This is a genomic window from Microbulbifer pacificus (assembly GCF_002959965.1).
Taxonomy (GTDB): domain Bacteria; phylum Pseudomonadota; class Gammaproteobacteria; order Pseudomonadales; family Cellvibrionaceae; genus Microbulbifer; species Microbulbifer pacificus_A.
Genome location: NZ_PREV01000026.1, coordinates 1,748,646 through 1,769,289, shown reverse-complemented (window position 1 = coordinate 1,769,289; position 20,644 = coordinate 1,748,646). Strand labels below are relative to the sequence as shown.

The window sequence follows — 20,644 nt, the reverse complement described above, 5'->3', positions numbered from 1 at the left end:
AGGCTGAGTGCCGGGTACGGGTTTTCAGGAGCGTCGCAAACAGGAAGTTTGCGCCGCAGTGCCCAGGGATGGGTGTATGGGGGGCGCCTAGCCCGGTCCTGAAAACCCGTACCCGGTGCTCGGCCGCCACCGCACCAGCTTCAAAAGACTCTGGTGGGCAAGGCACAAAGGCCAGATAACACGGGCCCACAACACCCAATATGAAAATCATCATTCTCGGCGCCGGCCAGGTCGGCGGATCTCTGGCGGAAAGTCTGGCCTCGGAACGCAACGACATTGTTCTGGTGGACAGCGACGAGAAAACCCTGCGCGAGTTGCGCGACAAGCTCGACATCGGTGTCGTCCACGGCCACGCCTCGCACCCCGACGTACTGCAGGAAGCCGGTATCGAAGACGCCGACATAGTGGTTGCCGTCACCAACAACGACGAAACCAACATGGCTGCCTGCCAGATCGCCCACACCCTGTTCCGCGTCACCACCAAAATCGCCCGCGTACGCGCCGCCGCCTACCTGCAATACCCGGAACTCTTCTCCACGGACGCCATCCCCATCGACGTCCTCATCAGCCCCGAGCAGATCGTCTCCGAATACATCTCCCGGCTGATCGAACACCCCGGCGCCCTGCAAGTACTCGACTTCGCCGATGGTCGCGTACAGCTCGTCGCCGTGCGCGCCGTCCAGGGCGGCCCACTGGTAGGACACCAACTGCGCTACCTGCGCGAACACATGCCCAAAGTCGACACCCGCGTCGCCGCCATTTATCGCAGAAACAGCCCCATCATCCCCCAGGGCTCCACCGTCATCGAAGCCGGCGACGAAGTCTTCTTTATCGCCGCACGTCAGGATATCCGCGCCGTCATGAGTGAACTGCGGCGGCTCGAACACGGCTACAAACGCATCACCATCGCCGGTGGCGGCAACATTGGCCTGCGCCTGGCACACCGGCTGGAAAACCGCTATTCGGTGAAGGTCATCGAGAGGGACCACGACCGCTGCCTGTTCCTGTCCGAGGAACTCAGCAACACCATCGTGCTGCACGGCAGCGCCTCCGACCAGGACCTGCTGCTCGAGGAAAATATCGAAGACACCGACGTATTCCTCGCACTCACCAACGACGACGAAGCCAACATCATGTCATCGCTGCTGGCCAAGCGCCTCGGCACCCGCAAGGTCATGGCACTGATCAACAACCGCGCCTATGTGGACCTGGTGCAGGGCGGCGAGATCGACATCGCCATTTCCCCGCAACAGAACACCATCGGCAGCCTGCTCACCCACGTGCGCCGCGGCGATATGGTCAATGTGCATTCCCTGCGCCGCGGCGCCGCGGAGGCCATCGAGGTGATCGCTCACGGCGACAGCCGCACCTCGAAAGTGGTGGGCAAGAAAATAGAGGATATCGACCTGCCGGAAGGCGCCAGCATCGGCGCCATCGTGCGCGAGCGGAACGGCGAGAGCCAGGTTCTGATCGCGCACGACAACATCATTGTCGAAACCGATGACCATGTGATTGTTTTCCTGGTCGACCGCCGCCACACCCGCCATGTGGAGCAGCTGTTCCAGGTGGGCTTCGGGTTTTTCTGATGGTGACTTTTTCGATGATGGTGAACCGTTAAATGCGTCTGGCAGTCATTGCACGGGTCTTCGGCATTCTGCTGACCGTATTCAGCCTTACCCTGCTGCCGCCCATCGGTGTGTCACTGTGGTACCACGACGACACGCATGTCGCCTTCAGCATCGCCTTCGGCATCACCCTGCTCACCGGTCTGTTCATGTGGCTGCCGGTGCACGACCTGAAACAGGATCTGCGCACCCGTGACGGTTTCGTGGTGACCTCCCTGTTCTGGCTGATTCTCGGCAGCTTCGGCGCGCTGCCACTGATTATCAGTCCCCAGCCGGACCTGAGCATCGTCGATTCAATTTTTGAATCCATTTCCGGACTCACCACGACCGGCGCCACCACCATCGTCGGCCTCGATACACTGCCACCGGCAATCCTCTACTACCGCCAGCAGTTACAGTGGTTCGGCGGTATCGGGGTAATTGTGATCGCGCTGGCGATCCTGCCGATGCTCGGTATCGGGGGTATGCAGCTGTACAAGGCGGAAATTCCCGGGCCGGTCAAAGACACCAAGCTGACGCCGCGTATCGCCGAAACCGCCCGCGCCCTGATCGTCATTTATGTGGCGCTGACGGTGCTGTGCGCCATCGGCTACTGGTGGGCGGGGATGAGTGTGTTTGATGCCATCGGCCACTCCTTTTCTACCGTCGCCAACGGGGGCTTCTCGACCCACGACGCCAGCATGGGCTTTTACGCCCACAACAATGCGATCATGGCCATCGCCATCATTTTCATGCTGACCGCAGCCATCAACTTCGGCCTGCATTTCTATGCGTTCAGCAACCGCACCGTCAAACACTACTGGAAAGATTCCGAGTTCCGTTTCTATATTCTGGTGACCCTCGCCGCCTGCGCCATCATCGTCGGCTATCTGTATATTTCGGGTACCTTCGATATGCGCGGCAGTTTCCTGCACGGGGTTTTCCAGGTGGTTTCCATCGGCACTACCGCCGGTTTCGGCTCCGAGAGCTTTGCCTCCTGGCCGGCATTCCTGCCCTATATTCTGCTGATGCTGGGCATCATGGGCGCCTGCGCCGCCTCCACCTCCGGGGGGATCAAGGCGGTGCGCGTGATGCTGATTGTGAAGTCCGGCCTGCGGGAACTGAACCGCCTGGTGCACCCGAGCGCAGTGGTGCCCATCAAGGTCAACCGCAAGAGTGTACCGCCGCGGGTTACCGACGCGGTGTGGGGATTTTTTGCGATTTATATTCTCTCGTTTTTCGTGCTCACCATTGTGGTGATGGCGACGGGGGAGGATTTCGTCACCTCCTTTTCCACCGTGGCCTCCTGCCTCAGTAATATCGGCCCGGCACTGGGCGATGCGGCGGCGCACTATGGTGAGGTAAACGAGATGGCGAAGTGTTTTCTGATTCTGGCAATGCTCGCCGGGCGCCTGGAAATTTTTACCCTGCTGGTGCTGCTCACCCCCGCGTTCTGGCGCCACTGAGGACCCACTACAAATCTGCTCGCGAGCGACGATTTCTAGAGGTGTCCAAACGTTGTTGAATAAAGATCATTCGAGCGTGTCGTGGCGCGCGCGGATAATCTGCCAGTAACGCGGCACAAAGCGGTACAACACCAGGATCTCCAGCAGACAGCCGAGCAACGTCAGCGCCTCGAGGGTATGGTCGAAGATATTCTCTGCCCCCGACCCCTCCTCGAACATCTCAATCGCCACCAGATCCGCAAACCCCATTCCCAGCACCAGAAACACCACCAGTGCCGCCATTCGGGAAATCCAGTCCGGCGCGACCCTGAAGGGCTTTTTCAACCACAGCATCAATACCGGCAGTGCACTTAACTGTATCGTGTAGCGAACAACCACCAGCACCGTGTAAGCGGCTCCTATGGCATCGAAATACCACAGTAGCGGGATCAGGCAGAGCACAAAAACCCGATCCGCGATGGGATCCAGAAATGAACCCAGGCGGGATATCCAGCCAAAGCGTCGCGCCAGCAGGCCGTCGATCAGATCCGTCAACGCCGCCACGCAGTACACGCCCAGCGCCCACTGGTGTTCATGTGTCAGGGTCAGCCAGATGATTACGGGGATCAGCGCGATGCGCACGCTGGAAAGCAGATTGGGCAAGTGACGCCAGCGGGATGCCGGTACGACGTTTTCCTCCGCAGCCTTGGGTCTGATTTGTCTGGTCATCGCGACATGGCACTGTGAAACTCTGGCATCCGTTACGGACGCGTGTAGACCTGTACAAACATAGACCATCGAAGAGACAAATCCGCTACCGGCCGTCGTTGCACGATCGCCCTACCCACAGCTCCGTGGTGGTCATTCGCGACAAATGGCGCTTGCGCGACTGTATGGCAATAGTCAGCGTCATTGAATTCTGCCAAAGTAGCCCGTTCACGGAAGTAAAAATAACGACAGGGCAAGATGGCAAAAAATACCAGTGAGCTGTTGGCTCAACTGAAGATCGAGCGCGATGCGCCCGCGGAATCCAGCAGGTTCGGTTCCCGAGCCACACTGGCGATTGGCGCCGGTGTTATCGCCACCGGGCTGCTGGCGGGTCTGCTGTTTGCCGGCGACGGCGCTGAGCCCAACACGGCCGCCCTGCCGGCCTCGGCACCCGCCACGGACGAAGTCTCCGTGGCATCATCACGACTCGATCTGCCTCCGCCGGCCAAAATCCCCCATTCTGACGCCATCCTCAATGCTTCGGGCTATATCACCGCGCGGCGCATGGCGACGGTGTCCGCCGAGGTCATGGGCCTGATTACCAGCGTGGATGTCGAAGAGGGCATGCGCGTGGAGCAGGGCCAGGTTCTCGCCACCCTCGACGCGGCGGTAGCCACAGTGAACCGCGACTTCGCCCTCGCCCAGGTGCGTGTGATGGAGGCCCGCGCCTCCGGTATTCAGGCAAATCTCGCCGAAGCCGAGCGCCAACAGGTGCGCTTTGCCGGGCTGATCGACCGCAATTATTCCAGCCGTGCCGAGTTGTCACAGTCCCAGGCAAATGTTGCCAGCCTGAAGGCGAACCTGGTGAGCGCACAGGCGGACATCGCCGTCGCGAAACTCGAAGTACGCAGACAGCAGGAACGTCTGGATGACCACACCATCCGCGCCCCCTTTTCCGGCATTGTCACCCAGAAGAATGCCCAGCCCGGTGAGATCGTGGCCCCCAGCTCCGCCGGCGGCGGTTATACGCGCACCGGCATCTGCACCATCGTGGATATGGATTCCCTGGAAATCGAAGTGGATGTGAACGAAGCCTTTATCGGCCGCGTGAAGGCCGGGCAGAAGGTGCGCGCGAATCTCGATGCCTACCCGGACTGGGATATTCCCGCGACGGTGATCGCCATCATTCCCACCGCCGACCGCGCCAAGGCAACGGTACAGGTACGCATCGGCATAGATGACAAAGATCCGAGAATTTTGCCGGATATGGGTGTGAAAGTGGCGTTTCTCAGAAACGACGCGTAGCCGTCACAAGTCGCGCACAAACGCGTAAACCGATAATTAACCGAGGGTTTGATGATGTCACAGGAAGCGCTGTTTGAACTCAAACAGGTGGAAAAGAGTTTTGTCAAAGGCAAAGAAACCATTTCCATCTTCAACGACCTGAATATGACGATCGCGCGCGGCGACTTTCTCGCCATCATGGGTCCCTCGGGCTCCGGTAAAACCACTCTGCTGAATATGCTCGGCGGCGTAGATCAGCCCAGCGGTGGCGAAATCTGGTTCGACGGCGCGCGCATGGACAATCTGAGCGAGAGCAAACTCACCAAATGGCGCGCCCACAATATCGGCTTTATATTCCAGTTCTACAATCTGATGCCGATGTTGAACGCCGCGCGCAATGTGGAACTGCCGCTGCTGCTCACAAAACTTTCGCGCGCACAGCGCAAACGCAGCGTAGAAGCCGCGCTGGCACTGGTGGGACTTTCCGATCGCGCCAAACACATGACCAGCGAAATGTCCGGCGGCCAGCAGCAACGCGTCGCCATCGCGCGCGCCATTGTGTCTGACCCAAAACTGATTCTGTGTGACGAGCCCACCGGTGACCTCGACCGGACGACCGCCGACGAAATCCTGGAAATGCTGCAGCTGCTCAACCGCGAGCACGGCAAGACCATCGTGATGGTCACTCACGACCCGGCCGCCGCCTCCTACGCGAAACAGACCGTGCATCTCGATAAGGGGAAATTCGTGCACAAGGAAGTGGCGGCATGAACGATCTCTATCTCATCTATAAAAACATGACGCGCAAACCCCTGCGTCTGTTTTTGACCTGCTTTGCGATATTCATTGCCTTCCTGATCTTCAGCGCGGTGACGACGTTGAAAGGCGCACTGGATTCCGGCGTCGACCTCGCTGCGGACGACCGCCTGGTGGTAGTGAACAGTATCAATTTCACCAAATCCCTGCCTATTGCCTACTACCGCAAGGTCGCGGCCATAGAGGGCGTCAAGGAAGTCACCCACCTGAACTGGTTTGGCGGTTATTACCAGGATGCCAAAAACCAGATCATCACCATGGCGGTGGAACCGGAATCCTACCTGCGGGTTTACAACGAAGTGGTGGTAAGCCCCGAGCAGAAGGCCGCCTGGCTGCAGACCCGCCAGGGGATCCTGATCGGCAGAAAGCTCGCGGACGCCCAGGGCTGGAAAGTCGGCGACAAGATTCCCCTCTCTTCCAACATTTTTTCCCACAAAGATGGCGGCCATAGCTGGGAATTTGTGGTGAGCGGTATTTTTGACGGTGTCGACGAAAACTACGATACCCGCTACGCCGTGTTCCATTACAAGTACTTTATGGAAACCCAGACTTTTGGCGGCGACTGGATAGGCTGGATGACACTGGTCACCGAGGACCCATCCATCAACCAGCGGGTGGCGGATGCCATCGACGAGTCCTTCGCCAACTCGCAGAACGAAACCGATACCAGCACCGAAAAGGCCTTCAATAAAGCGTTTATCGAACAGATCGGAAATATCGGCCTGATTATTTTTGGCGTGGTGTTTATGGCCTTTTTCACCATTCTTATCGTGGTCGGTAACACCATGGCACTGGCGGTGCGCGAGCGCACCGGCGAGATCGCAGTACTGAAAACCCTCGGCTTTTCAGCGCCCAGGGTATTCGGCATGGTGCTGATGGAATCCCTGCTGGTCGCGCTGATCGGGGGTTTTCTCGGGCTCGCCATGGGCTGGCTTGTCATTGAGGGCGCCAAGTCCTCCATGGCCCAGTTCCTGCCGAATCTGTCGATGGGAGGTGACATCATCGCCCAGGCCGTGCTGTACATGATCCTGCTGGGGCTGGTGACCGGATTGATTCCCGCCTACAACGCTCTGCGTCTCAATATCATCACCGCGTTCAACCGGAGCTGACATCATGACTTCACTCTTTGCCCAGATTGGCACCGTGGCGATGATGAACATTCGCAGCCTGCCCCGGCGTCTGTGGATGTCGCTGGCCATGGTGCTCGCCTCCGCGGTTGTGGTGGCCATACTGCTTGCATTTCTCGCTATGGCGAAAGGTTTCGAGTCAACCATGAACGGTGCCGGTTCCGACCGTATCGCGGTGCTGATGCGCGAGGGATCGGCGGCGGAGCTGAACAGTGTGGTGAGCCGTGAACAGGTCAACCTGATCGAGGAGTCTCCCGGCATCGCGCGCGACGCCGAGGGCGCACCGCTGGTTTCGGCGGAGCTCTATGTGATTGTCGATGGCCTGAAAAAATCCACTGCCACTGAGGCCAATATTCCCCTGCGCGGCATCAACGCCAACGGCATGGCGATGCGTGAAAACATGCGCCTGATTGAAGGCCGCATGTTCACACCCGGTACCAATGAACTGATTGTGGGTGCCGGCGTACTGCGGGAATTCGATGGCTTTGCCATCGGCGAGGAAGTGCGCTTTGGCAAGAACGTGTGGACGGTGGTGGGCGTATTCACCACCGGTGGCAATGTGTTCGAGAGCGAACTGTGGGCGGATATCAAGGTCATCCAAAGCCACTACGACCGCGGCAGCAGCTACCAGACCATCCGTGCGCAACTGGAAACGCCGGGAGATATCAGCGGCCTGGAAAAAACCATCGAGCAGGAGCCGCGCCTCAATCTCGAGGTGCAAACCGAAAACGCCTACTTTGCCGCCCAGGGCAAGCAGCTCGAGTATATGGCCATTTTCGGGCGCGTAATCAGCGCCATCATGGCACTCGGCGCGCTCGCCGGGGCACTGAACACCATGTACACCTCGGTCTCTGACCGCGCCAAGGAAATCGCCACATTGCGCACCCTCGGCTTCAGCAACTTTTCCGCGTTCTGCGGCACGATGATTGAAGCACTGGTACTGGCCGCTGCCGGCGGCCTGCTCGGTTCCGCCGCCGCCTTTCTGTTCTTCGACGGCCTGAGTGCATCGACCCTCGGCGGCAGCTTTACCCAGGTGGTGTTCAGTTTCGAAATGTCCCCAGACCTGTTCGCGCAGGGCGCGCAGCTGGCACTGTTGATCGGCTTCGTCAGCGGCTTCTTCCCCGCCTGGCGGGCGGCGCGGCTGCCGGTGATTGTGGCCTTCCGCGCGGCAACCTGATTACCAGCTTTCGTTTTCCTCAGTATCTTCCCCCTCCCGCGCCGGAGGGGGAGCAACACACGCTATGCCGCGTCTGCCCCGGGATAAAACAGCCCCATGCGATATCGATGCCGTTGAGCGCGGTGGACCAATACCCCCAGCGTAAGCAACAGCGCCAACCCCTCCGCCGCCGGGCCGGCAAGCCAGATACCGGTTTCACCAAACTGCACAGGCAACAGAAATACCAGCGGCAGCGCAAACAGATAGGTTTTTGACAGGCTCAAAAAGCTCGCGCGAGCGGCATCACCAATACTTTGGAAAAACATGTTGACCATCATTAATGGGCCCAGCAAAAAAAGTGCGAGCGTTGAAAGGGGCAGAATACGCGCGACTTCTTTGGCGATACCGATATCGTCAACAAACCAGTTTCCAAAGTAATCTTTTATCAACCATATCAATGCCTGGATCAGCAGGCAGTAAACCAGCGCTGAAAGAATCGCAATTTTTATTCCACTATTAGTGCGCTGGAATTTTTTCGCACCAACGTTATTTCCGGTAATGCTTTGGAATGCCATGCTGAGGCCAAGGAGCGGTAAAAATACAAACGTCATCAAGCGGGTAATAATTCCGTAGGCGCCGACCGTGGTTGCGTAATCTCCATGGTTCCAGATTTGCAGGTTGTACAATATGGCGGCCGATGACAGCGCCAATCCAACATAGGTCAGACTTGAAGGCGCGCCAAGCGCAAGAAACGCTCGCCAGCGGCTTCGCTCAGATGAGAGCAGTACAACCTGAAGCCGCACAGGATTTTTCCTCGTGCGGCGAAAGCCAAATACCACCAGCAAAGACAAAAACTGAGCCGCAACGGTGCCGCAGGCGGACCCCGCCACGCCCATGTGCAGTTGCGCAATAAACACGTAATTGAGCACCCCGTTGAACAGCACGGATGCCAGCGATATCAGCGCCATAAAGCCGACCTGGCCCTCGCAGCGCAGGGAGTCGCCATTGATATTCAGAATAAACATCAGCGGTGAGCACAGAATCAGTATTGAAATGTACGTGTAACTCATGTGCGCCAGCTCTGCCGAGCCACCGTTCGCCAACAGCGAAACCGGTTTCCCGAATATCAGAAACAACCCGACAAGTAATACGCAGACCAGCAACGACAGACTAATGGCCTGCGCGAATGCTTCTCTCGCAGCCGGTTTATCCCCGGCGCCGAGCGTACGCGCCATAACACTGGCGAAACCGTTGGAAACCAGGGTGGACAGGGCGACGACCAACATCACCGCCGGAAACATCGACGTTACCGCCGTCAGTGCATCGGCACCGACAAAGACACCCAAAAAGTACGCATCCACCAAATTGAAGGACCCGTTGACCAGCATTATCAGGATGATGGGTGCCGCGTTTTTTACAAAGACCGAGCCGAGGGATCCGCTCAGAAATCTGTTTTCTTCACTGTGCTCAGTCATCGGTTTTTTTCCGCTGAAGTGTGTCGATGGCATCGAATTTTTCCATCACCAACCCTTTGATATCCTCGGGCCAGGCGCTGATCGCCGCTTCAAAATTTCGCCGGCTGTTGCGATACAGCGCGCGCGCCGCCTCTTCAAACCCGGCCTCGTCGGCGAGCACCGACATCAAACCGTGCAGTTGATTCTGCTGCATACTGACGCGCTCTTCGGTGGACGCGTTTTTCATTGCACTGTCCACCAGCCGCCGCAAGGTCACCGAGGCACCGCCGCGCTGGGTGGCCAACCATTCCCAGTGCTGCGGTAACAGCGTGATTTCTTTCGGGATGACGCCCAGCTTGGGGCGACCGCGCTTGTTGGCAGTCCGCGCGCCTGTACCGGGCAGGTTGTCGATAACGGTTTGTACGTCGCCGCGCCAATGGAGGTCGACCCGCTTGCAGGTCTCCAGTTCAAACACCACCGGCTCAATCTCGCCGCCAATGGCTTTGGTCTGCCGCACGATGGTTTCCAGATCCCCTCTCGCAATCACCGTCCTGTCGTGTATCGCAACATATTCCTCAGCCATGATTTCTCTCTCTGAATCCGCCTTGTGGATTGATTATTACCCGGATATTAATTGAAATCAATTTACCCGGGTAAAAAGAGTTGCGCATCATCCGTGCAAAGCACCGCGCAGCCGCGCTCTGGAGGGCGCCCTGCCAGCAGGTCGGGGGAATTGGGGAAATCGGTGGTGGGGGCCTCGCGCTGCAAGGCCCCCTGCAAAACGGGCGGGGGAAAAGGGTGGACGGAAGATGCCGCTCGAATCAGCGGCGCGCTTTCTGGTAGATACGGCTTTTGCCCTCCGGCACCCGCCGGAAGCGCTTGTACTCCCACTGATACTGCTCCGGCGCCTCGGCAATACAGGATTCGACTCCACGGTTCAGTGCCGCCAGAGACACTTTCACTTCCTCGCTGAAGATCGCCTGCTCCGCCGGCAACAACACCAGCTCGAAACCGTCCTCGAGGCGCTTGGCGAACCCGAACACCACCTTGCAGCCGGTGCGCTGGATCAGGTTGTAAGCCAGGGTCATGGTGAGCGTCGGGTGGCCAAAGAACGGCGCAAAGTCGCCCCCGGAGAGGTCTGGCTCCTGGTCCGGCAGCACACCGACGATGCCGCCGTCCTTCAGTGCCTTCAGCAGCGCGCGTACGCCGCGCACGTTGGTGGGCACGAGATGGGCGCCGGTTTTCTCGCGGCCTTCGCGGATCAACGGGTCCAGCGCGGTAATTTTAGGGGGAGCGTACAGGCTGGTGGTGGGGCCGACGGTGGCGAGAAACTGGCCGAATATCTCCCAATTTCCTATATGCGGCGCGAGTACCAGTACCCCGCGACCTTCGCTGACCCCTTCGGTCAGCAGCTGCTGGTTGCGCACCCGCACAATCACGTCTTCGGCGCGGCTCCACGGCTGCCGCCAAAGACTCGCGACCTCAAAGCCGGTAATGGCGGTGTTGACCACGCTGTCGCGGGCGAGCTTTTCCCGCTCCGCCGAGGGCATTTCCGGGTAGCAGCGCTGGAGGTTGATGCGACTGATACGCAGGTTATCGCCGCGGCTCCACACCGCCACGCGTCCCACCGCCCCGCCGAGACGGCGCGACCAGCGCAGGGGCAGCCGGCCCACCAGTTTCAGTGCGCCCGCCGCCAATTGCCCTTTGATATCCAAAATCCGTACTTCCTTCTCAAATCCATCGCTACAGCGACGTTTCAGTATGGCTCTCCGGCGGAGAGCTTTTGTCACGCGCGCTGTTTAGTGCGCAACCACCTGCCGCTATAATTGCGCCCCTTGTCTTTTCACCCAGCTGAAACCGGAGAATGTGGTGTCCGAGCAACAAACCAGCGGTTCTGCCCCCGCGCAGGATCTGAGCACCTTTCAGGGACTGATTTTCACCCTGCAGGAATACTGGGCGCGCCAGGGGTGCGTCATTCTACAGCCTCTGGATATGGAAGTGGGTGCAGGCACCTTTCACCCCGCCACCTTCCTGCGCGCCATCGGCCCGGAAACCTGGAATGCCGCCTACGTTCAGCCCTGCCGCCGCCCTACCGACGGTCGCTATGGTGAGAACCCCAACCGCCTGCAGCACTACTACCAGTATCAGGTGGTGATGAAGCCCTCCCCCGCCAATATCCAGGATCTGTACCTGGACAGCCTGCGCGCACTGGGCATCGATCCGGCGATTCACGACATCCGCTTTGTGGAAGACAACTGGGAATCCCCAACCCTCGGCGCCTGGGGCCTCGGCTGGGAAGTGTGGCTGAACGGTATGGAAGTCACCCAGTTCACTTACTTCCAGCAGGTTGGCGGTCTCGAGTGCTATCCGGTCACCGGCGAAATCACCTACGGTATCGAACGTATCGCCATGTACCTGCAGGGAGTGGAATCCATTTACGACCTGGTTTGGACCCGTCGCGCCGACGGTACGGCCGTCACCTACGGCGATGTGTTCCATCAGAACGAAGTGGAGATGTCCCACTACAACTTCGAGCAGGCGGATGTGGAGTTCCTGTTCCACACCTTCGATCACTGCGAGCGTGAGAGCCAGCGGCTGATCGACCTCGGCCTGCCGCTGCCGGCCTACGAGCAGGTGATGAAAGCCTCTCACGCATTCAACCTGCTGGATGCGCGCCACGCGATTTCCGTCACCGAACGTCAGCGTTTCATCCTGCGCGTGCGCACTCTGGCCCGCGCGGTCGCCCAGGCCTATTTCGATGCGCGCCACGCCCTCGGCTTCCCGCTCGCTACCGAACAGGCCCGCAACGATGTTTTGGCTCAAATTGAAGCGCAGAAGGAGAAGAAGTAATGGCTCAGGATTTTCTGGTTGAGCTGGGCACCGAAGAGCTGCCCCCAAAAGCGCTGAACACGCTCATGCAGGCCTTTGCTGATGGCATCGAGCAGGGTTTCAAAGACGCCGAGCTTTCCTACGGCGAGATCAAGGCTTTTGCCAGCCCCCGCCGCCTCGCGGTCTCCGTGAGCGACCTGGTCGAGCAACAGCAGGACAAACAGATCGAAAAACACGGCCCAGCCGTGGCCGCCGCATTCGATAAAGACGGCAAGCCGTCCAAGGCCGCCGAGGGTTTTGCCCGCGGTAACGGCGTCACTGTCGATCAACTGGCGCGGGTGCAGACCGACAAGGGCGAGCGCCTGGCATTCATCAGCGAGCAGAAGGGCGAAGCCACCGAAAAGCTGCTGGGCGAGATCGTCAGTAAATCCCTGGCGCAACTGCCGATTCCGAAGCGCATGCGCTGGGGTGCGCGCAAGGAAGAATTCGTACGTCCGGTACACTGGCTGCTGATGCTGTTCGGCAACAAGGTGGTGGATGCGGAAGTGCTCGGCCTGAAAGCCGGAAACACCACCCGCGGCCACCGCTTTCACTGCGACAGCGCACTTACCGTTGCCTCCGCCAATGACTATGTGCAACAGCTGCGCGAGCCGGGTTTTGTGGTGGTGGATTTTGCCGAGCGCCGCGAAATGATTCGCGAGCAGGTACAGGCGGAAGCCAACAATGTGAACGGCGAAGCGGTGATCGACGACGCACTGCTGGACGAAGTCACCGCACTGGTGGAGTGGCCCGTCGCACTGACCGGACGCTTCGAAAAGCGCTTCCTTGACGTGCCCGCGGAAGCGCTGATCTCTTCCATGAAGGAGCACCAGAAATATTTCCACGTGGTGGACGAAGACGGCCAGCTGCTGCCGTTCTTTATTACCGTATCCAATATCGAGAGCACCGACGCCAAGCAGGTAATCGAGGGTAACGAGCGGGTCATCCGCCCGCGCCTGTCTGATGCCGCCTTCTTCTTCGAGACCGACAAAAAGACCAGCCTCGAAGCGCGTCGGGAAAAACTCAAGACCATCGTGTTCCAGCAGAAGCTGGGAACCGTCTTTGACAAAACCGAGCGCCTGGCAAAACTGGCAGCGGCAATTGCGGGAAAAATCGGGGGCGATTCCGCACTGGCGCAACGCGCCGCGCAGCTGTGCAAATCCGATCTCGTTACCGAAATGGTGTTTGAGTTTGCGGACATGCAAGGCATTGCCGGTTACTACTATGCGGAAAATGACGGTGAACCGCTGGACGTGGCCAAGGCCATGTACGAGCAGTACATGCCGAAGTTCGCCGGTGACGAGCTGCCGGCTACCGAAACCGGTACCATCGTCGCCCTCGCCGACCGTATCGACACGCTGGTCGGTATTTTCGGTATCGGCCAACCGCCGAGTGGTTCGCGCGATCCCTTCGCGCTGCGCCGCGCCAGCCTCGGTGTTTTGCGTTTGCTGGTGGAAAAAAATATCGACCTGGATCTGCGCGAACTGCTCACCCTGGCTCGCGATGGCTACCCGCGCGCCGCGCTCGCCGAGTACGACAATGTGGTCGAGCAGACGCTGGCGTACATGATCGAACGCTTCCGCGCGCGCTATGAGGATGCCGGCATCAAGGCAGAGGTGTTCCTGGCGGTATCCGCACGCAAACTGTCGCGTCCGCTGGATATCGACAACCGCGTAAAAGCGGTGCACAGCTTCAGCCAGCTGCCGGAAGCGGAAGCCCTGGCTGCGGCCAACAAACGCGTGTCGAATATTCTCGCCAAACTGGAGGGCCCGGCGCCGAGCCAGGTGGAGCAGTCGCTGCTGCAGGAAGATGCGGAAAAAGCGCTGTACCTCGCACTCAGAGATGCGCAGGATGCGGTTGCGCCACTCTACGCGGAAGCGCGCTTCGAGGAAGGTCTCGCCGGTCTCTCCGGCCTGCGCGAAACCGTCGACAACTTCTTCGACGGCGTCATGGTGATGGCCGACGACGAACAGCTGCGCAACAACCGTCTGGCGCTGCTGGCGCAGTTGCGTGGCCTGTTCCTGGAAGTGGCAGACATTTCCCAGCTGGCACCCGCCAAGTAATTACCTGGCGATAACTGCACCATGGCCATCATCATTCTCGACCGCGACGGCGTCATCAATCAGCACTCGGACACACATGTCCGCAGTGCCGATGAGTGGCTACCTATCCCCGGCAGCATTGAAGCCATGGCGCAGTTGAGCCAGGCGGGACACCAGTTGGTGATTGCCACCAACCAGAGCGGTCTCGCACTCGGCTGCTTCGACCTCGACGACCTGGAAGACATGCATGCAAAAATGCGGGCACTCGTTGAAGATGCCGGTGGCGAGATCGCCGCGATTTTTTACTGCCCGCATTCTGACCATGACCACTGCCGCTGCCGCAAACCCAAACCGGGCCTGCTCGATGCGATTGAAGCGGAGTTCGATATCAGTCTGCACGACTGCTATTTTGTCGGCGACCAGAGAAAGGATTTGCAGTGTGCGGTGGCGAAAGGCTGCAAGCCCGTTCTGGTAAGAACCGGACGCGGTGAGCAGACCCTCGCCGCGCTGCTGCAGAATCCCGACGCAAGTCTCGTCGAAACACGGGTAATGGAAAACCTGGCACAGTTTGCGGACTTCCTGCTGCAATAAGAAAGCCGCAAACGGTATGTTTATTTTCAGCGGCAACTGCCGTTGGCACGACAGCGGTTTGAACAGCACTCCTCATCACTGGAACAGTGTTCATTTCTGGCAAGACACACCCCTGGTGCCGTGGTAAATGAGGCTTCGGCGGACCACGGGCTCCACTTGAATCCGGAATCCCGATAGCGCACTCGCCAGAAGTAGGTGGTGCCCGGTTCCAGATCAAACTGATCTTTGGTTTTGGTCAGATCGACGCCCTGATTTTGATTGATCTTAAAATAGCGGTCTTCCCACCGGAACCATTGCTCCTCTACCGGATTTTCGTAATTGCCCGCGGTAGTCGTGACCTGGAAGTGCGATGCCAGATGTGAGTTGCCGACTTCCATTGGATGGAATGGTGATGCTTCCAGCACAACATTTTCCGGAGCTACGAGCGATCCATTTGGTGCTGTCGCTATTGGCGCTACCGGTGCCGCACTGCCCGGCCGAAAGGTTACGGTATCAATTTCCGCACCGGGGAAATTTACCGTGTAATCTTGATTTTCGCCGCCGAGGCCGATTCGGCGCATCACAAATTTCGGATCTTCCCCGCCTTCCACTTCAACAAAGCTCCAACCCCACTCCACAATGGCTTTCTGGATAATATCCGAGTTGGCCTGGTTGTATTCGCCCCAGTAGGCGAGATCACCTTCCGCTCCAGAAACGTCCATATAGAAGTGCGAATGATCTCTGGTTTGTCCGCGCTGATAGCTGTGGTTGTGCCCATAGAAGTGCACGCTGGCCTTATTGCACTCTTTGGAAAAATCGATCAGCCGCGAGACAAAGTTTGCGGCGATGTTCGACTGCCCTTCCAGCCAGGTTTCACTGATATGGGCGTGATGGAACTGCGCAAACACAAAATCAATTTCCTGGTCTGTACAGGCTTCGGCCAGTATGTCTTCCAACCAGCTGAGCTGGTTGCCGTCACCATTGTTACTGTTCAGGGTAATGACTTTGATATTGCCATGGTCGAAGGCATACCACTGCTCGTCGCCCGCCGCCGTTCCGTTGCCGGGGTTGTGCATGTACTTGTAGTAGTTATCGTGGTTCTGTTCGTGGTTGCCCAACGCGGTGAAGTACGGCACCTTCTGGATCAGGGGCTTGGCCTCGTCAAAAAACTGGCTTTTCCAGTCGGTGTAGGTGGGCCCGGAATCTACCAGGTCTCCGGGTACCAGGACAAAATCCAGCGCGTTGCTCATATCGCTCTCCCCGGTCCACTGATGGACGTGGTGGGGAATGCTCTCATTTACGATACGACCGTGAATATTGGTAGCCGCACCACCCTGTTCCTGCATATCACTGTAAACGACAAAGTTGGTATCGGCGTCGCGGTCGGTGGGCATGGTGCGAAAACTGTGTAAGTCGCTGGACGCACCACCAGTGGTGACCTGGTAGTGATAGTAGGTATCCGCGGTCAGCCCGGTGAGTTCCACGGTATGAATTTGCGAGCCGGCGTTACCCGGTTGCGTACCGCCCGAAACGGTTGTGCCAAGCGCGGTAGTGGTACCGAAATCCACACGGCTCTCAGTTCCGGTGGTGGTTTCCCACATAATCACCATACTGTCGCTGGTCGCGCTTTGCAGATAGGGGCCAACCACAATGCCGGCGCTTCCGGAACCCACTACGGTAAAGTCACTGCTGTTAATCACCGTATAGCCATCATTGGCAAGGAACCACACCGTCCAGGCACCTTCCGCAAGGATCTCATTAAATACCACCTGGCCGTCGCTAACGCCCTGTCCGGCCGTTTTGCTGCCGTTTACGTAATACCACGCCGTGGATACAGGGTTGCCATCGGGTACGATTCCCTGCGGATAGATACCGACCCAGTCCGTCGGATTGCCTGGCCCGCCGGAAAAGGTGGCCGTGATTGGCTGACCCACGGTATAAGTCACACTGTCGGTGGTAATGCCTTGAGGAGAAGAAACTGAAAAATCGCTACTGGCCAGCGAGCTGTAGCCATTGTTGGCCAGAAACCAGATGGTCCAGTCACCCACAGGGAGCGCGTCATTGAAGGTAATCTGTCCGGCACTCAAACCGCCGCCTGCACTTTTGCTTCCATTTACATAGAACCAGCTTGTAGATGCGGGATTGCCATCCGGTATTTCATTCCGCGGATAGATGCCCAACCAGTCTGTAGCGTTGCCGGGCCCGTTGGTAAATATGGCTTCGATCGTTTCACCCTGGGAATATACCGGCTTGTCGGTGGAAACACGTTGAGCCCCTGCCGGAAGACTGAGTAAAGCCAGGAGGGCGGAGAATAAAATAGTGCTCGTGTTTTCGAGGCTTCTCATGTTGTTCTACCTTGTCGGGTGGCCTATGGGTGTCAGAATGCGGATGGCCCGAGGCTAAGGTAGATTTGTTTATCTCTGGTTACGCGGCCAACGAATGTTGGTTGAGTGGCGTCAATTTTCTCCCGGATGTGTTCGTATGTGCACGCGCTCCTGTTTTTGAGTAACCGTCAGAATTTTCCGGCTTCCCCGCTTAATCTGAAATATTTTTGGTTCAGGCAAGTTAATCATTGCACCGCTGAAAAGCTGCTTTTTCAGTTGTTGTCTGCGGTTGTTCTTATAGATATCTCCGCATCTTTGACGCGCATCCCCGTTTGGATTCTGGCACACACAAAAACGGAGGCTCTATGACCTCCGTTTTTGTTGAGCTTGCATATCACTCGATAAGTTACAACAACGCTTACAACAGCTCCGCCCACAGATCGTATTCGTCCGCGTGGGTGACTTCCGCCCACACCTTGTCGCCGGGGGCGAGATTGGTTTCACCGTTCAGGTACACCATGCCGTCGATTTCCGGCGCGTCGGCCCAGGAGCGGCCGATGGCGCCCTCCTCGTCCACTTCGTCGATCAACACTTCAATCTTGCGACCGATCTTCTGCTGCAGGCGCGCAGCACTGATCTGCTGCTGGTGGGCCATAAAGAGCTCCCAGCGCTCCTGTTTCACCTCTTCCGGCACCGCACCGTCCAGTTCGTTGGCCGGCGCGCCGTCTACGGCGGAGTATTTGAAGCAGCCCACGCGGTCCAGTTGTGCCTCGGAGAGCCAGTCCAGCAGGTACTGGAAATCCTCTTCGGTCTCGCCGGGGAAGCCAACGATGAACGTGGAGCGGATGGTCAGCTCCGGGCAGATCTCGCGCCACTTCTTGATGCGCGCCAGGGTCTTGTCTTCGAATGCCGGGCGTTTCATGGCCTTCAGCACTTTCGGGCTGGCGTGCTGGAACGGGATATCCAGGTACGGCAGCAGTTTGCCCTCGGCCATCAGCGGGATCACATCGTCCACATTGGGGTACGGATACACATAGTGCAGGCGCACCCACACACCCATGGAGGACAGGGCCTCGCACAGCTCCAGCATGCGGGTCTTCACCGGGCGGCCGTCCCAGAAATCCAGCTTGTATTTCAGGTCTACGCCGTAGGCGCTGGTGTCCTGGGAAATCACCAGCAACTCCTGCACACCGGCGTTGACCAGGCGCTCGGCCTCGCCCAGTACCTCGCCCACCGGGCGGCTCACCAGTTTGCCGCGCATGCTGGGGATGATGCAGAAGGAGCAGGAGTGGTTGCAGCCCTCGGAAATTTTCAGGTAGGCGTAGTGACGCGGGGTCAGCTTGACGCCCTGCGGCGGCACCAGGTCGATAAACGGGTCGTGGTCGGCTTTGGGCGGCACCACTTCGTGCACCGCATTGACTACCTGTTCATACTGCTGCGGACCGGTGACCGACAGCACGCTCGGGTGCGCCTGGCGAATGGTGTCTTCCTCCACGCCCATGCAACCGGTAACGATCACCTTGCCGTTTTCGTGCAGGGCCTCGCCGATGGCATCCAGGGATTCCTGTTTGGCGCTGTCGATAAACCCACAGGTGTTTACCACCACCACATCGGCGTCTTCATAGGAGGGAACAACTTCGTAACCCTCCATGCGCAGCTGGGTGAGGATGCGCTCGGAATCCACCGTCGCCTTGGGGCAGCCGAGGGAAACGAACCCCACCTTGCCAGATCCGGTTTTTCCCGGCTCCACTACGGTCGCACCAGCCACTGTATTGTCTGCACTACTCATGAAGTCCTCTGCCGGCGCCGTGGGCACCGTCACCGTTGATTAAAAAGCGGGCAATTCTAACGGGCGGCGACCGGCTTGCATAGCACGATGACCGGTCACTTTGGGCGGGAAACGGGGAAACCGGAATGCGCCGCGCTATGTTTGTCGCTGCCGTCATGAATCCCCGGGCGGGAATGCAATTGGTGCTTGTATTCCCTTTTTTGTACTTGTGTTCTTCGGGCCGCATAACAACAATGGCGCCCCGCCTCAACCACCGGAGCCCTGCCGTGCAACAGCTGATTCTCAACCCCCGCGCCGAACGACGACTCAAGATGGGTCACCTGTGGATCTACAGCAACGAGGTCGATACCAAGCGCAGTCCACTGAAGGGCCTGGAGCCCGGTGAGCAGTGTGAGATTCTCGACAGCAACGGCAAGGGCCTGGGCTACGCGCTGGTGAACCCGAACCAGCTTATCTGCGGCCGTCTGGTGTCGCGCAAAGATCCGTTCAACGGCAAACAGCTGCTGCGGCGCCTGGAGAGCGCGCTGGCGCTCCGCGAGCGCTACTTTCCTCACCCGAGCTACCGTATGGTATATGGTGACTCCGATGGTCTTCCCGGTCTGGTGGTGGACCGCTTCGGCGATTATCTGGTGGTACAAATCAGCAGTTGGGGTATGGAGCGCATGCTCGGGGATATCGTCGACGCGCTGATCACCCTGGTAAAACCCAAAGGCGTACTGCTGCGCAACGACCACCAGGGCCGCAAGGTGGAGGAGCTGCCGGAGGTATGTGAGGTGGCCCATGGTGAGGTACCGCAGATGGTGCCCTTCGAAGAGAACGGCGTATCCCTGCTGGCACCGGTATACCTCGGCCAGAAAACCGGCTGGTTCTACGATCACCGCGACAACCGGGCACGCCTGAACCAGTGGGTGAAGGGGCTGAATGTGCTCGATCTGTTCTCCTATGTGGGCGGTTGGGGTGTGCAAGCGCTCGCTCACGGCGCGAAGCAGGTGACCTGTGTGGATGCCTCCGGCCAGGCACTGGACTGGTGCGAGGAGAATGCAGCGCTCAACAACCGCAAGGATGACCTGGTGACCATTCAGGGCAAGGCGATCGACGCCATGAAGGAGCTGATCAACGAGGGCCAGCGCTTCGACGCCATCGTGCTCGATCCACCGGCGTTCATCAAACGCCGCAAGGACCAGAAGTCCGGTGAGGCCGCCTACCGCCATATCAACGAATTGGCACTGCGCCTGCTCGAGAAGAATGGGTTGTTAGTGAGCGCTTCCTGCTCCATGCACCTGGAGTCCGATACGCTGCTGGAAATCCTGCGCGGTGCCGGCCGCCACCTGGATAAAAACATCAGTATCATCGGCAGCGGCGGTCAGGGCGCCGACCACCCGGTTCACCCGTCCATTCCGGAAACCCGCTATCTCAAAGCGCATTTCGTACACCTGGCGGCGGGCGGCAACGTTTAG

Annotated in this window: 16 protein-coding genes; 10 read left to right on the top strand and 6 right to left on the bottom strand. The window is 58.7% G+C overall.

Going from position 1 to position 20,644, the window contains the following annotated elements; translation table 11 throughout:
* Window positions 1-200: 200 nt before the first annotated feature.
* Window positions 201-1,586, top strand: a complete 1,386-nt coding sequence (trkA, locus tag C3938_RS07885; RefSeq protein ID WP_105102617.1) for a Trk system potassium transporter TrkA — start codon at window positions 201-203, stop codon at window positions 1,584-1,586.
* Window positions 1,587-1,618: 32 nt separating this feature from the next.
* A complete protein-coding gene (locus tag C3938_RS07880; protein WP_105102616.1) occupies window positions 1,619-3,070 on the top strand; it encodes a TrkH family potassium uptake protein in 1,452 nt (483 codons plus the stop codon).
* 66 nt (window positions 3,071-3,136) lie between these two features.
* On the opposite strand, the gene C3938_RS07875 is transcribed toward C3938_RS07880, so the two are convergent.
* A complete protein-coding gene (locus tag C3938_RS07875; protein WP_158681603.1) occupies window positions 3,137-3,778 on the bottom strand; it encodes a CDP-alcohol phosphatidyltransferase family protein in 642 nt (213 codons plus the stop codon).
* Window positions 3,779-4,015: 237 nt separating this feature from the next.
* On the opposite strand from C3938_RS07875, the gene C3938_RS07870 reads away from it, so the two are divergent.
* The 4 genes from C3938_RS07870 to C3938_RS07855 are packed head-to-tail and all read left to right on the top strand — an operon-like array spanning window position 4,016 to window position 8,161.
* Window positions 4,016-5,062: an efflux RND transporter periplasmic adaptor subunit gene (locus C3938_RS07870; RefSeq protein ID WP_105102614.1), complete on the top strand. Its 1,047-nt coding sequence runs from the start codon at window positions 4,016-4,018 to the stop codon at window positions 5,060-5,062.
* Window positions 5,063-5,113: 51 nt separating this feature from the next.
* Window positions 5,114-5,812, top strand: a complete 699-nt coding sequence (locus tag C3938_RS07865) for an ABC transporter ATP-binding protein (RefSeq protein ID WP_233998714.1) — start codon at window positions 5,114-5,116, stop codon at window positions 5,810-5,812.
* Entirely contained in the window at window positions 5,809-6,966 is a 1,158-nt protein-coding gene (locus tag C3938_RS07860) for an ABC transporter permease (protein ID WP_105102613.1), read from the top strand. The genes C3938_RS07865 and C3938_RS07860 overlap by 4 nt, the downstream gene beginning before the upstream one ends.
* A gap of 4 nt (window positions 6,967-6,970) precedes the next feature.
* Window positions 6,971-8,161 (top strand): ABC transporter permease, encoded by a 1,191-nt coding sequence (locus C3938_RS07855; protein ID WP_105102612.1) that lies wholly within the window; start codon window positions 6,971-6,973, stop codon window positions 8,159-8,161.
* Window positions 8,162-8,223: 62 nt separating this feature from the next.
* Here C3938_RS07855 and C3938_RS07850 read toward each other — a convergent pair whose 3' ends face one another.
* From C3938_RS07850 to C3938_RS07840, 3 genes are all read right to left on the bottom strand, one after another.
* A complete protein-coding gene (locus tag C3938_RS07850) occupies window positions 8,224-9,615 on the bottom strand; it encodes an MATE family efflux transporter (RefSeq protein ID WP_105102611.1) in 1,392 nt (463 codons plus the stop codon).
* Window positions 9,608-10,177 (bottom strand): DUF2239 family protein, encoded by a 570-nt coding sequence (locus tag C3938_RS07845; protein ID WP_105102610.1) that lies wholly within the window; start codon window positions 10,175-10,177, stop codon window positions 9,608-9,610. The genes C3938_RS07850 and C3938_RS07845 overlap by 8 nt, the downstream gene beginning before the upstream one ends.
* Before the next feature lie 238 nt (window positions 10,178-10,415).
* Window positions 10,416-11,384 carry a lysophospholipid acyltransferase family protein gene (locus tag C3938_RS07840; protein WP_267893026.1) on the bottom strand — a complete coding sequence of 323 codons (969 nt, stop codon included), beginning with the start codon at window positions 11,382-11,384 and terminating at the stop codon, window positions 10,416-10,418.
* A 79-nt stretch (window positions 11,385-11,463) separates the two neighbouring features.
* Between C3938_RS07840 and glyQ the strand changes: the two genes are divergently transcribed.
* Genes glyQ through gmhB form a run of 3 tightly spaced genes read left to right on the top strand, consistent with a single transcriptional unit; the run spans window position 11,464 to window position 15,095 of the window.
* Window positions 11,464-12,444, top strand: a complete 981-nt coding sequence (gene glyQ / locus C3938_RS07835; RefSeq protein ID WP_158681602.1) for a glycine--tRNA ligase subunit alpha — start codon at window positions 11,464-11,466, stop codon at window positions 12,442-12,444.
* Window positions 12,444-14,525, top strand: coding sequence for a glycine--tRNA ligase subunit beta (gene glyS, locus C3938_RS07830; RefSeq protein ID WP_105102608.1), 2,082 nt, complete (start codon window positions 12,444-12,446; stop codon window positions 14,523-14,525). The genes glyQ and glyS overlap by 1 nt, the downstream gene beginning before the upstream one ends.
* A gap of 21 nt (window positions 14,526-14,546) precedes the next feature.
* Entirely contained in the window at window positions 14,547-15,095 is a 549-nt protein-coding gene (gmhB, locus tag C3938_RS07825) for a D-glycero-beta-D-manno-heptose 1,7-bisphosphate 7-phosphatase (RefSeq protein ID WP_105102607.1), read from the top strand.
* Between the two features lie 26 nt (window positions 15,096-15,121).
* On the opposite strand, the gene C3938_RS07820 is transcribed toward gmhB, so the two are convergent.
* Window positions 15,122-17,161, bottom strand: coding sequence for a fibronectin type III domain-containing protein (locus C3938_RS07820; protein ID WP_158681601.1), 2,040 nt, complete (start codon window positions 17,159-17,161; stop codon window positions 15,122-15,124).
* A 655-nt stretch (window positions 17,162-17,816) separates the two neighbouring features.
* Complete coding sequence (rimO, locus tag C3938_RS07815; RefSeq protein WP_105102605.1) at window positions 17,817-19,187, bottom strand: 30S ribosomal protein S12 methylthiotransferase RimO; 1,371 nt, start codon at window positions 19,185-19,187, stop codon at window positions 17,817-17,819.
* A gap of 233 nt (window positions 19,188-19,420) precedes the next feature.
* Between rimO and C3938_RS07810 the strand changes: the two genes are divergently transcribed.
* The gene (locus C3938_RS07810; RefSeq protein WP_105102604.1) at window positions 19,421-20,644 is read left to right on the top strand and encodes a class I SAM-dependent rRNA methyltransferase; all 1,224 of its coding nucleotides are present in this window, start codon (window positions 19,421-19,423) and stop codon (window positions 20,642-20,644) included.

What these genes read in the sequence shown, in the direction of transcription:
- trkA (WP_105102617.1), top strand. Translation starts at nt 201, where the DNA reads ATGAAAATCATCATTCTCGGCGCCGGCCAGGTCGGCGGATCTCTGGCG.
- C3938_RS07880 (WP_105102616.1), top strand. Translation starts at nt 1,619, where the DNA reads ATGCGTCTGGCAGTCATTGCACGGGTCTTCGGCATTCTGCTGACCGTA.
- C3938_RS07875 (WP_158681603.1), bottom strand. Translation starts at nt 3,778, where the DNA reads ATGACCAGACAAATCAGACCCAAGGCTGCGGAGGAAAACGTCGTACCG.
- C3938_RS07870 (WP_105102614.1), top strand. Translation starts at nt 4,016, where the DNA reads ATGGCAAAAAATACCAGTGAGCTGTTGGCTCAACTGAAGATCGAGCGC.
- C3938_RS07865 (WP_233998714.1), top strand. Translation starts at nt 5,114, where the DNA reads ATGATGTCACAGGAAGCGCTGTTTGAACTCAAACAGGTGGAAAAGAGT.
- C3938_RS07860 (WP_105102613.1), top strand. Translation starts at nt 5,809, where the DNA reads ATGAACGATCTCTATCTCATCTATAAAAACATGACGCGCAAACCCCTG.
- C3938_RS07855 (WP_105102612.1), top strand. Translation starts at nt 6,971, where the DNA reads ATGACTTCACTCTTTGCCCAGATTGGCACCGTGGCGATGATGAACATT.
- C3938_RS07850 (WP_105102611.1), bottom strand. Translation starts at nt 9,615, where the DNA reads ATGACTGAGCACAGTGAAGAAAACAGATTTCTGAGCGGATCCCTCGGC.
- C3938_RS07845 (WP_105102610.1), bottom strand. Translation starts at nt 10,177, where the DNA reads ATGGCTGAGGAATATGTTGCGATACACGACAGGACGGTGATTGCGAGA.
- glyS (WP_105102608.1), top strand. Translation starts at nt 12,444, where the DNA reads ATGGCTCAGGATTTTCTGGTTGAGCTGGGCACCGAAGAGCTGCCCCCA.
- gmhB (WP_105102607.1), top strand. Translation starts at nt 14,547, where the DNA reads ATGGCCATCATCATTCTCGACCGCGACGGCGTCATCAATCAGCACTCG.
- rimO (WP_105102605.1), bottom strand. Translation starts at nt 19,187, where the DNA reads ATGAGTAGTGCAGACAATACAGTGGCTGGTGCGACCGTAGTGGAGCCG.
- C3938_RS07810 (WP_105102604.1), top strand. Translation starts at nt 19,421, where the DNA reads ATGGCGCCCCGCCTCAACCACCGGAGCCCTGCCGTGCAACAGCTGATT.